Below are 12956 nucleotides of genomic sequence, written 5' to 3'. Positions count from 1 at the left end.
AATCCTACGTCATATTTGTGGGGTTGAACATAGAAGATTGATCTATGTTGTAGAAATGTAAACAGGTGTTTGATGTTTTGTGTCGATGTGGATACTCTGGTCAGACCATAACTATAAACGTGAATAAGTGATGTCGCCTATGTATCCGAACCTACTAGAACCGCTTGATCTGGGATTTACTCAACTACGTAACCGTGTCCTGATGGGCTCAATGCATACCGGTCTTGAAGAAGACAAAAAAGGCATGCACCGATTGGCGGCGTTTTATGAGGAGCGGGCTAAAGGTGGCGTTGGCCTTATTGTAACCGGTGGTTTCTCTCCCAATTTACGTGGTCGATTACACCCGTTAAGTGCTGAATTTAGTAAGCCGAAACACGCTAAGGCGCATCAAGTTGTGACTGAGGCAGTGCATAAGCACGGCGGTAAAATAGCGCTACAAATACTGCATGCTGGTCGTTATGCAATGCATCCATTCGCGCAAAGCGCATCAGGGATTAAAGCACCTATCGCCAAGTTCGCACCGAGTGAAATGAGCGAAAAACAAATAAAGAAAACCATTGAAGCCTTTACGAACAGTGCGTCACTAGCACAGCTAGCTGGATATGATGGCGTCGAAGTGATGGGTTCAGAGGGCTACTTACTCAATCAGTTTATTTGTGCAAGAACCAACATGCGATACGATTCCTGGGGCGGAGAATACAAAAATAGAATCCGCTTCCCATTAGAGATTGTGAGATCAATCCGTAAAGCCGTAGGCGAAGAGTTCATGATCATCTTCCGTTTGTCTATGCTGGATTTAGTCGAGCAGGGCAGTACGTTTGAAGAGGTGTTGTTGCTTGCGAAAGAACTCGAAAAAGCAGGTGTTACTCTTATCAATACGGGTATTGGTTGGCATGAAGCTCGAATCCCGACCATTGCGACTCAAGTACCACGCGCTGCATTTTCTTGGGTGACGGAAAAAATTAAACCACATCTGACTGTACCTGTTATTACGTGTAACCGAATTAATACACCAGAAGAAGCAGAAAAAGCATTGGCGTCCGGTCATGCAGATATGGTGTCAATGGCGAGACCTTTCCTAGCGGACCCAGAATTTGTTGTAAAAGCGGAGCGCGAGCAAGCACAAACGATCAATACCTGTATCGGCTGTAATCAAGCCTGCCTGGACAACATTTTTAAAGGCAAGCGTGCCACGTGCTTGGTGAATCCAAGAGCATGTTATGAAACAGAAATTGTCGTACAACCTGCGACGGTTAAAAAGCGTATTGCCGTTATCGGTGCTGGCCCTGCTGGTTTGTCGTGTGCAACTACGGCCGCAGAACGTGGTCATGATGTAGACCTATTTGAGAAAAATGACCGCATTGGTGGTCAATTCAGGTTGGCGATGCAGATCCCGGGTAAAGAGGAATTCAGAGAAACCATCCGTTATTTCGCTAACCGAATTGATGACACTGGTGTGAACTTGAAACTCGAAACGGAAGCGACTTACGATATCTTGGATCAGTACGATGAAATCGTTATGGCATCGGGTGTGGCACCACGTAAAGTGAAGATCGAAGGGATCGACAACCCAGATAAAGTCATTGATTACCAAACGCTGATTAAAGAAAAGTCTCTAGTGGGTGATAAAATTGCCATTGTTGGTGCCGGCGGTATCGGGGTGGATGTCGCTTCTATGCTGACAGAGCCTCACGGCCATGATCTTGATGATTGGTTACATGATTGGGGCATTGATAAAGAGATTGCCCATCCTGGCGGTTTGTATCCATACCCTCATGAGTCATCAGAAAAAACAGTGTGGGTATTGCAACGTCGTAAAGGTCGTGTGGGTAAAGGGCCGGGTAAAACAACTGGCTGGATTCATAAGCGCACGCTAGAAAAGCGAGGCGTCAATCTAATGGGTGGCGTGAGCTACGAAAAAATTGACGATCAAGGTCTGCATATTCAACATAACGGCGAAGCGAAGTTGCTTGAAGCCGATACGGTTGTGATATGTGCAGGTCAAGAATCCGTTCGTCCATTCCATGAAATGTGGGAAGAGATGGGCGATAAACTGCATGTGATTGGCGGGGCAGATAAAGCGGGTGAACTTGATGCGGTTCGAGCTATTCGCCAAGGTGTAAAGCTGGCGATTAGCTTGTAATATCAAATCACAGACACATTCTTGCTTGTGTCCGTCTGATATAAAAGGGTATTGAACTTAAAAAGGTTCAGTACCCTTATTTTTTGCACGTCAATAAATAATGAATGTTATGCTAAAGTTAAGAAAAACAATGGAGTACTTATAATGGATGCGTTAGAACTGCTACTTAATCGTCGTTCGATTGCTCGCCTTGCGGAGCCTGCCCCTGAGGGGAGCGCGTTGGAAAACATCATTCAAGCGGGGCTACGAGCACCGGATCACGGTGGCCTTACCCCTTGGCGTTTCGTGATTGCTCAAGGAGAGGGGCTCACCAAGTTAGGCACACTATTGCACGACGCTGTAGTGACAGATGGTGGCGATGAAATCGCTCAAGGCAAAGCTCAGAATGCGCCGCACCGAGCACCCATGGTTATTACTGTTGTGGCAAAAGTATCGGAACACCCTAAAGTCCCTGCATTTGAACAACATTTGTCAGCGGGCTGTGCAGTGCAAGCGATGCAAATGGCAGCGGTAGCGCAAGGTTTTCAGGGTATTTGGCGTTCAGGGCCGTTAATGTTTCATCCTCATGTTGAACAAGGGTTGGGTTTAACAGACGAAGACAAAATTGTCGGATTCCTGTACTTGGGAACTCCTGGCTGTGAACCGATGGGAGCGCAAAAACGCGATCTTGGTAAATTTGTTGAGTACCTATAGCACTTATAGATATTGTTAGCTGTATATACAGCCAGTTTTTCTTGCATTCCCAGAGCCAGATTGGATAATGTGGCTCTAATTCCTATAAAAGAACATCCTGCATGTCACGCCTGTTTATTGCCGAAAAACCCAGCCTTGGTCGTGCTATCGCTTCAGCGTTACCTAAACCTCATAAAAATGATCAGGGTTTTATCCGCTGTGGTAATGGCGATATCGTTACGTGGTGCATTGGTCACTTGTTAGAGCAAGTAGAGCCAGACGCGTATGATGATAGATACAAAAAATGGAATTTGGGCGATTTACCTATTGTGCCAGATCAATGGCAACTGCGTCCTCGCAAAAGCTCGAGCAAGCAACTTACGGTGATAAGAAAGCTGCTAAAAAGTGCCAGTGACATAGTGCATGCAGGGGATCCTGATAGAGAAGGTCAACTGCTAGTCGATGAGGTCATCGATTATTGCAAAGTGTCTAAAATAAAAAAAAGCGCGATGCAACGCCTGTTGATTAGCGACTTGAACTTACCTGCAGTGAAAAGAGCGTTGACGACGATGCGTTCTAATCGCGATTACATTCCTCTTTCTGTTTCTGCTCTGGCTCGTTCTCGTGCTGATTGGCTTTATGGTATGAATATGACTCGCGCCTATACCTTGCTTGGTCAAAAGGCAGGGTATCAAGGTGTGCTGTCTGTTGGTCGTGTACAAACCCCTATTTTAGGCCTAGTGGTTCGTCGAGATGAAGAGATAGAGAACTTTGTTCCGCGAGATTTCTTCACACTTCATGCTCTTATTCCTTACCAATCGACCAGCGTTGCTTTTGATATTCGTGCTCGATGGAAACCAAGTGAAGCCTGTGCGCCTTGGCAAGATGAAGAAGGACGAATTCTCAATCGAAAGTTGGTCGAGAACGTCGCTAATCGAATTAAAGGGCAACCCGCAACCGTGGTTGAATCTGAGCAAAAGCAAACCAAACAAAATGCGCCGTTGCCTTACTCACTCTCTTCTTTGCAAATTGATGCCGCAAGAAGGTTTGGTATGAGCGCTCAAGATGTGCTGAATACTTGCCAGTCGTTGTATGAAAAGCATAAGTTAATTACTTACCCGCGATCGGACTGCCGATACTTGCCCAGTGAACATTATGCTCAGACGGCATCGGTCACAAGTGCGATTACAAACAATACAAGCGAGTTGGCACAAGCGGTCAACGGGGCTGATCTGTCGATTAAATCTAAAGCTTGGAATGATAAAAAGGTGGACGCACACCACGCCATTATCCCAACCCCCAAAAAGGCGTCGGCCAACGCTTTATCTGGCCATGAAATGAAAATCTATCAGCAGATAGCGCGTCAGTACTTGATGCAGTTCTATCCTGCGGCGGTATATGCCGAAGCTAAGCTGGTGTTCGATATCGCTGGTGGTCAGTTTGTTGCGAAAGGCAAGCAGATGCTATCGCCTGGATGGAAAGCGTTACTCGGTAAAGCTGCAGCCGAAGAAGATGACGGTGTTGATACGGTTCCACCTCTAAACAAGGGAGAGGTATTAACTTGTCGTGAAGGTGAAATTAAAGACAGGAAGACCGAACCCCCGAAACACTTTACTGAGGCGACACTTCTGCAAGCGATGACTGGCATAGCGCGTTTTGTTGAAGATAAGAATTTGAAAAAGATTCTGAAAGATACCGATGGCCTTGGAACAGAAGCGACAAGAGCGGGAATTCTGGATACCTTGTTCAAGCGTCAGCTCTTAATGAGACAAGGTAAAGCGATTCACAGTTCTCCTGCTGGGAGAGGTTTGGTTCATGCACTGCCTAATGATTCAACCTTTCCTGATATGACGGCACATTGGGAACATCAACTACAGGGCATGGCAGAAAAGAACCAGGCCTATCAACCTTTTATGCAAGCGTTGGAAGATAAAATCGGCGGATTAATGACTCAAGTAAAAACAGAGCCTGTGCCTGAATCTTTGCGTCATTTACCCAAGGTAGAACGCCCAGCGTATAAGAAGCGTAGAGCAACAAATGGCGGTAAAGGATCGGCTAAAACTCGGCGCTCAACGAAGAAGTAAGTCAAGAGCGCGCATCCGTGCGCATCTTTTTATCGGTATAGCGTTGTATCGGTATAGCTTTAGAAAAGGACTGGTTACCAAGGCAGTTCGCTGCCGTCATAATTGAAGAAGCGACCACTTTGTTCGGCAGTGAGTTCTGAAATTCGCACAAATAGCGCTTGCGCACTTTCAGTTGTCGAGATCAGTGCATTTTCACCCCCCATTTCCGTTTGCACCCAGCCAGGGTGTAGGGCTGCAACCTTGTATCCGTGTTCGGATAAGTCGTTGTGAAGGCTCTTAACAACAGAGTTTAACGCCGCCTTGGATGAGCGATAGATGTAACCGCCACCAGACGTATTTTCGGTCATGCTGCCCACTTTGGAAGAGATGCACACAATGGTTTTTCCTGAGGCGAGTTCTAGTTTTTCATGCAGTAACTCGACCAGTTTCAACGGTGCAATAGTGTTGATTTCAAGCGCTTTACGCCATTCATTGACGTCGGTATTGCCGAACCCACGACCTTTAGGGCCATAATACCCTGCGTTATTGATCAACACATCGATAGGGCCAATTTCACATACTGATCCGGCAATTTCGTCATAGTCGGTGATATCCATACAGTAAAGTGTCAGGCTTGGATACTGTTCTGTTAATTCGATCAAGTCTTGTGCACCTGATGCCAACCGATACGTCGCTGAGACCTGCCAACCATTTGTTAAATATTGCTGCACGAGAGCGAGTCCTATGCCTCGGTTAGCCCCGGTGATTAATACATGACTCATCGAGCCTCCAGTGAATTTAAATATTGGAGGTCACTTTAACGGATTCTTTTTCTAGCGGAAAGTGGATTGGCAAATCTCCGAGTGGTGTTGGCTTCGCAAGGAAAAATCCTTGAGCCAAATCACAGTCTAGGTTTCGCAATAAATCCATCTGTTCCTGGGTTTCTACGCCCTCGGCGGTAATAATGTAGCCATAGGCATGACACATGGTGATGATGGAGTGCACTAAGGTTTGGCTTGCATGCTGCTGAGTGAGTTCTTGCATAAAAGAGCGGTCGATTTTTACCTCACTTAAAGGTAACTGTCTGAGTAGCGATAAAGAAGAGTAACCTGTACCAAAATCATCTAACGCAATCTGAATGCCAGCTTGATGGAGTTTATCCAAACTAGCCAGTGCATGTTCGAAGTTCTCAATGACACAAGTTTCGGTTATTTCGATGCAAAACTGTGTCATCAGTAAGTCGTGCGCGAGTATGGTTTGTATCACTTCGTCGGCAAAATGTTTCTGGCTCAGTTGATATGGGCTCACATTGATAGAAACTTTGTTGTATTGACTTAATAGTGGGTTACTGACCAAATCTTGGCAGACTTGGGTCAATACCAACTGACCAATTAGGCCAATTAGGCCACTTTCTTCGGCAATTGGGATAAATTCAGCAGGAGAAATCATGCCTTGATGCCGAGACGGCCAACGTATGAGAGCTTCAGCTCCTTTGGCTTTGTTAGACGTGAAGTCGAACTGGGGTTGATACCAGACTTCAAACTCCTGTTTATCTATCGCTTTGATTAGCAGCTGTTCAATTGAAATTCGCATTTTACTTTCACCTTCCATGTCTCTGCTATAGAAGGTGAGCTGCTTCGATTTAAATTGTTTTGCTCGATACATCGCAATATCTGCCTTTTTTATCAAATCATCGAACCGAGTGGCGTCTTGTGGAAACAACGCAATTCCAAGGCTTCCCTGACTTTGTAGATTCAAGCCCTGGTAGGTTAGAGGCGTTTCGATTTGCGTTAGAATGCGCTTTGCAATTTCACGAGCCTGTTGAGGGTGAGCGATGGGGCATACGAAAAGAAATTCATCGCCTCCTAAACGAGCGCAGATATCCCCTTTACGCATGACGCTTTTGACTTTGTTAGCAACGTGGCAGAGTACGGCGTCACCCACATCGTGTCCGAACGTATCGTTAACCAGTTTAAATCGATTCAAATCCATTAACATGACAGCCAAGGATTGAGATGAATTAGACTCGGTATAGTGTTGCAGTTTTTCAGTAATCATACGCCGGTTTGGAACGCCGGTGAGCGAATCATAGTAAGCCATATGGTGTATTTTCTCGGCACTGACTTTTTGTTGAGTAATGTCTGTCATTGAGCCTATTAGACGAATAGGTCGCCCGTTTGAACCATAAATGGCCGAGCCATTAATCTGAAGCCAAAGGTAGTCGCCATTTTTTTTCTTGGCACGGAAACTACCTCTAAAAGGTGCGCCATCGAGTAGGTGATCTGAAATGCCTTTCTCTAGCTTCTCAATATCATCAGCATGGATGCAGTCAAATAATGTATCGCAATTAATAGAGTTTTGAAGGCCATTAGGGTTCAGTTCTAACATGTCGACTAACCGACTATTCCAGTGCAACATATTAGAGTTGATGTCCCAGTCCCAGATCCCATCGTTAGAGGTATTCGATACAACTTGTAATTGACTTAATAGGTCTTGAGAGCGCTGTTGTCTAAGTTGCGTGGTATTGAGCAAGGCGTCTCGCTCTAAAAACAGTGACAACATATCAAGGTAGTTATTAAACATCGCATAGTCGTTAATGCTGCAGCCACTTTGTAGGTCATCAACCACGGCGAGCAATTCCCACTGTTTATCCTCACCACTGGCAATGGGCATCAGCGTACGAATGGAGTGCTCCGGAATTGAAAGGTTGGTCATGTGGGACGGGGGGAAGCTTTCTACATTACCTGAAATAGGTGAATTTAGGGTCTCGCTATGGCTAACGTTTTTTCTCGAAATTTTAGTGATTTGGAACTTAGAGTCTGTACTAGACGCATAACATGCCCATTGCATACTGCTGTTATAAAGGCCTTGTAGGTTAAATAGTGAATCAAATCCTGACTGCGCTTGAGAGTATAACGTCTCGAAGACTTCTGCGGGAGAGCGGTCAGAATTTTGCAGTAAATCTTTACGAATGGAGCTTAGTTGTACGTCCGTGGTTCTTAATGCTTTTGGTGAACCACATGATGAGCGTACGATCAGTTTTTGATCTACCGTATGAGTGCAGTGGTTGTAAGGGGAGCCATTTAGTCGCTCGAGTAGACGCTTGATCGCCAGTTTGGTCAGTAATTCAAGTTGTTGATCGATACTCGTAAGTTGCTGGTTTCCGTGAGCGCCAAGAAATACATTGTCTACCCCAACAACGGCGAGATCCTGAGGTATGCGTTTGCCACTTTGCTTGAGTTTATCGATGAGCCCGATGGCGTTGTAATCGGTCGCGCATATGATGGCCGAGCATGGTGCTTGGCGTTGTTCGTATAAAGCGGCAGCTTCTCTTCCTCCAGATAATGACGCGTCGGTCACGTTGAATAGATTTAAGGTATTTAATGTGTGTTGATGGGCTTCTAACTGGCTTTGATATGCTTTAAATCTCATTCGAATATCATTGATATTCAAGTCACCACAAAATCCAATGCTCTCGTGCTCTTGTGAGACGAGCCATTGATAAAGAAGCTCAATTCCGTGGCTCTGATTACTTGTGATCTGTTCTACTTTAAGCGGTAAGTAACTGGCACCGATAGAGATTACGGGGATATTTTTGTCTATCACCATTTTAATCAGTGCATCTGAAGTACAGTGGAGAACTACGAGTAAAGCGTCGATTTGGGATACAGCTACTGGGAGTTCGAAGTCTCGGGAATGGCCTACTCGTATGACAATCAGATTGAAATGATGTTTGATGGCGAGCTCGCGTAAGGCTGCTGTAATCTCTCCCATGTAGAAACCACTCAGCATAGGCAGAACAACACCGATTGTTCGTTTTTTGGAAGCTTGTGACATTTCAATCCTTGAGTTTTACAAATTTAGAGGTTCGATATTAAGATAATGATTCGCTAGAGTAAGTCGCTTCCATTTTCGTTGTTCTGTTATGTGCATCTCGTTCGGTATGAATGAATTATATCAGCGTGTAAATGGGATCAAATAATGCGTTATACGTTGTGGTGCCTCGGAGTGTTGGTACACTAGGTTATGTTTTTGATTGGGCAAAAATCATGCTATCGATTATTTATCATCCTGTTTACTCCGCTTTACCTTTACCGGATAAGCATCGTTATCCAATCGATAAATATTGCCTGCTATATGAAGCATCAACGAAGTGGTTGGAATCAAATCAGTCATCATATTCAATCATTACACCTAAGCCTTTGACGACAAAAGAACTGCATCGAGTCCATCAAGGTGATTATATTTCTTCTTTAGTATCTGGCTCAATAGCTGTGGCAAAAATGAGACGAATTGGCTTTCCATGGAGTGAAGCATTGGTCGAGCGTTCGCTTATCTCTGCTGGTGGTACCGTTCTCGCGGCCCAAATGGCGCTTAAAAATGGCGTAGCATTACACCTTAGCGGCGGGTATCACCATGCTCATTATGATTATGGCAGCGGCTTTTGTTTGTTTAACGATTTGGTATTAGCTTCTCATTTTGCACTAGAACAAGACGGTGTTGATAAGGTGCTTATCATTGATTCTGATGTACATCAGGGGGATGGCACGGCAACACTTTGCGCAGACAGGGAAGACATCGTTACCTTATCTTTTCACTGCGCTAAAAACTTTCCGGCGAGGAAACCCAGTTCAGACTACGATGTTGCGTTGGAGAGAGAATGTGCCGATGACGTTTTTTTATCGTATTTTGAGTCAGTTGTGACCATGGCGATTGCCCACCACCAACCTGATTTAATTGTTTATGATGCAGGTGTCGATATTCATATTGATGACGAGTTGGGATATATGAACGTGACAACGGCAGGTTTGTATCAGCGAGACTGTTTCATGTTCAACCTAGCCAAGCAGCGTGACATACCGATAGCTGCAGTGGTAGGGGGAGGTTATCGAACGAATCACGCAGATCTCGTGCCTTTGCATATGCAGTTGTTACGAGCGGCAAACCGTGTATTCGAAGAGTGAGTGAAAAGGTGCTGAAACAACAGCACCTTTCTGAATATCAGTCACTTGCCGTTAAAGGCTGGGCTGAAAACTGATTTTTAGTGAGAAATGCTTTTTAATGAGTAAACAATAGAAGACATTTTCCCATGAGTCTCCCAACCACCAAGTTGGTGTTGATCGTACTCATCGCTTTGAAATAGTTTTTTCAGAGCAAGGTTTTTTTCATCGTAGCTCCAACTGGTAAGGGCGATGGTTTCTTTCACATTCATCGCATTGTCATTAGTCGGATCTTTGGCTTCGAAAATGACGATATCTCCATTTTCATATTTCCACTTAGCTTTCGCGACTAGTTGTTCAGTGACGGTATCACCATTCTGACCTGAACCATTCAGTTCATTGATGTGAACCGAACGCTCTCCAAGGTTATTTTCATAGAACACGTAGTTATCTTGGGAACTACGTAAAGAAAATGACTTAGAGGCCAAGGTTCGAACAAAGTTGGTGAGTACCGACTCGACGTTTGTAATTGTAGCACTGTTGATTTTACAGTCAGAGATAGCTTGCTGGTACTGTTCTGGTGTCGTTAATGAAGTCGGAGTATCATTTTGACCGACAGCATCATCTGAAGTGTTACATGCCTTGGTCGCAATGTACTTAACACGCATGGCTAATGGAGCCATTTTATCTTGATATTCAGATGTAAGATCCGAAGTTATCGTATAGTGTTTACCATCAATTAAGTTGTCGTCTCCGGTACCATTTAAATCGTTAAACTTAATGACAGGTTGGCCATTGCTTGTGTCTTCACATAGGGTAGAGATAGCCGTTGAGCGATTTTCGTTAGAGAGATAGAAACTACCATAAATTGTCCCTAGATCTGCACATGTTAGAGCAGAGCTGAAACTAACAGCGGCGATAGGTTGTTCATTTAGGTTGGATCGGCCATTTAGTGTTATGCCTACGTCACCGTTGATGTAGTGATCATTTTTCCAAACAAAGTAACGATACAAGAAATAGCCACTTTCCATATTTAGCGTCAAATTTGCGTGTTTTGTATTACCAAAGAAGTTTGTTAACCAGACACTTGGTCCTCCGGTATTTTGTCCTGCGACTGAGGTTGCTTTGACGAAGTAGCCGTTATAAGTGAAAGCATCTATTGGCTTTAGAATAGTGAAGTCATCTATGACGGTTTTGTTCTCTTCAGTAATTGTGGTTCGTAGAGTATCTCCATTAACTTGATATGTTCCTACTTGCTCCGTCGGCTCAATACAAGCATAGGTGTGCTCGCTTTGTTTTGGCGAGAAATAGACAAGGCCGTTTTTAAATTCGACACCGTTACAAGTAAGTTGAGGGTGCTCAGAAATACTCTGATTATCAATATTATAAAATGTGTGATTCTCTAATGGGTGAGTAACCACAACATCAGATGGCTTGATCGTAAAGAAAATGGTGGTGCTTGCTTGATCTTGGTTGACTCCATCTTTGGCCGAAATAACAATGTTAACTTCACCTTCGACGGTAGGAGTGCCTGCGATAACCAATTGCCCATCTACAATAGACGAAGAAAGCCCAAATCCGTCAAGGTGGGTTTTGATAGTTAAAGAAGAAACATCTTCATCAAGGAATAACCCATCTAAACTGAATGTTTGGCTCGGAAAATCGACGCCTTTTGTGAAGTCTAAATTTTTAAGTGTTTGTTCTAATGCGGCTTGAACCGTTGAATCGATAGTAGGCGCTGCATTTTCTGAAGTTAAGGTAAGAGTGAACTCTACAGGGTTGGATTTTGCGCCGTGATTATCGACCGCTGAAATGTAGAAGCTATAAACACCGGCTTTATCCATTTTCACACCAGAAAGAACACCTTCGTTGCTGATAGCTACGCCATTTTGGTGTCCGCTATTGACGGCAACTTTGTAGGTGAAAGTATCGCCTGTGTCGCTGTCATTAAATCTCAAATCATGATCGGCCACTAAGTTAAAATTGGCAGTACCACTAGATGCTTCTGCTGTCTTTGTAAGTTTTTTTTCACCAGTACTTACTGGTCGGTGGTTAACCGTGATTGGCGCGACACTTCCATCTTCCGCTATGTCACCAATAATTGGGTTGAAACCCTCTAAGTCTTTCGCTGTTGCTTTGTCTTTGACTTCAGTTGCAACTTGCTTAACGATGGCGAGTTTTGCTTCTGGTGTGATATTAGCTTTAGTGTGGTTATCAACCAGTACTTCACCAATGACTTCCAGTTGTTTGCTTTTTAGTGTGTCTTCTGGCGAGTTAGATGGTGCGAGGTAATCTCCAAAAGCATCGGTTTCATCAATCTGAATGCCACTTTCCACGATGGCATCAACAACGGCTTTTTGGGCTAGGGCAAGCGTCAAGGTGTCGTCTTTTGCTAACTTCTCTACCACTAAGCTAGATAGAGGGTTAACAACTTCTGATCCAGCAGGGGCTTTAAGGGTGAAGTTTTCAACTATCAAGCCACGGGTCATGTCAATGGTTGTGCCTGCTGTGGCAGAAACACACACTGCTTTGCCTTTGTGTGCGCCACTGATCTTAAGTTGGCCTTTGTCATCGGTTAAACCGACAGATGTTTCACATATGCCATCCCCGTCCCCATCAATGCTGACGCTAGATTTATGTAAGTATCCGTCCAGTGCGGTTACAGTGAAGCTTGTCGATGGTGCAGGATCTTTTGTATCGGTACTATCCCCTCCGCCGCCACAGCCAGAGACTAATGCCGCAGTAATTGCCGTCGCGAGGATGGTTTTGTTGTTATACAACCAACGTGTGTTCATTCTGTATTTTCCCTAATAACTATATCAATAAAATTGCTTAGTGCGGTGTTTCTTATATTAGATTTTTCGTATGCAATCATAAGCTAACAAACAAAGTGAAGTTATTGATATTTTATATATTAGTGATCGCTATCACTCATTTTATAGATAGCTAGCGCTGGTTATAGCGTGGTTATGATTTGGCTGTTCAACGAGATAAAACGTTGGTTTTTCAATAGTATCGGAAAAGTGGGCTGATTATGGCTTGGAATTCGAAGGTGCTGCTTTGAGTTTTATTCTCAAAATCAAGACGAAGAATCCGCGACTAAATAATTTGCGGCTTCTTCGAATTGGTGGAGCCAGA

7 protein-coding genes are annotated in these 12956 nt (G+C 44.3%); 4 read left to right on the top strand and 3 right to left on the bottom strand.

The features are described 5' to 3' along the window. The first annotated feature begins 130 nt into the window (after positions 1 to 130). The 3 genes from QWZ04_RS09320 to QWZ04_RS09310 all read left to right on the top strand — a co-directional run bounded on the left by QWZ04_RS09320 (position 131) and on the right by QWZ04_RS09310 (position 4899). The gene (locus QWZ04_RS09320) at positions 131 to 2143 is read left to right on the top strand and encodes an NADPH-dependent 2,4-dienoyl-CoA reductase (RefSeq protein WP_290327248.1); all 2013 of its coding nucleotides are present in this window, start codon (positions 131 to 133) and stop codon (positions 2141 to 2143) included. Positions 2144 to 2287: 144 nt separating this feature from the next. Continuing rightward, entirely contained in the window at positions 2288 to 2836 is a 549-nt protein-coding gene (locus QWZ04_RS09315) for an NAD(P)H nitroreductase (RefSeq protein ID WP_290327246.1), read from the top strand. A gap of 101 nt (positions 2837 to 2937) precedes the next feature. Beyond that, entirely contained in the window at positions 2938 to 4899 is a 1962-nt protein-coding gene (locus QWZ04_RS09310; RefSeq protein ID WP_290327244.1) for a DNA topoisomerase III, read from the top strand. A 74-nt stretch (positions 4900 to 4973) separates the two neighbouring features. Here QWZ04_RS09310 and QWZ04_RS09305 read toward each other — a convergent pair whose 3' ends face one another. Together QWZ04_RS09305 and QWZ04_RS09300 are read right to left on the bottom strand one after the other, a co-directional pair. Then, positions 4974 to 5660 (bottom strand): SDR family oxidoreductase, encoded by a 687-nt coding sequence (locus QWZ04_RS09305; RefSeq protein WP_290327242.1) that lies wholly within the window; start codon positions 5658 to 5660, stop codon positions 4974 to 4976. A 16-nt stretch (positions 5661 to 5676) separates the two neighbouring features. Beyond that, positions 5677 to 8715, bottom strand: coding sequence for an EAL domain-containing protein (locus QWZ04_RS09300; protein ID WP_290327240.1), 3039 nt, complete (start codon positions 8713 to 8715; stop codon positions 5677 to 5679). 212 nt (positions 8716 to 8927) lie between these two features. On the opposite strand from QWZ04_RS09300, the gene QWZ04_RS09295 reads away from it, so the two are divergent. Continuing rightward, positions 8928 to 9842 (top strand): histone deacetylase family protein, encoded by a 915-nt coding sequence (locus QWZ04_RS09295; protein ID WP_290327399.1) that lies wholly within the window; start codon positions 8928 to 8930, stop codon positions 9840 to 9842. A 77-nt stretch (positions 9843 to 9919) separates the two neighbouring features. On the opposite strand, the gene QWZ04_RS09290 is transcribed toward QWZ04_RS09295, so the two are convergent. Continuing rightward, positions 9920 to 12613, bottom strand: coding sequence for a hypothetical protein (locus QWZ04_RS09290; RefSeq protein WP_290327238.1), 2694 nt, complete (start codon positions 12611 to 12613; stop codon positions 9920 to 9922). Positions 12614 to 12956: the final 343 nt, after the last annotated feature.

Source organism: Vibrio tapetis subsp. quintayensis (assembly GCF_030409945.1).
Lineage (GTDB): Bacteria > Pseudomonadota > Gammaproteobacteria > Enterobacterales > Vibrionaceae > Vibrio > Vibrio quintayensis.
This window is presented reverse-complemented; position numbering and strand designations above follow the sequence as displayed.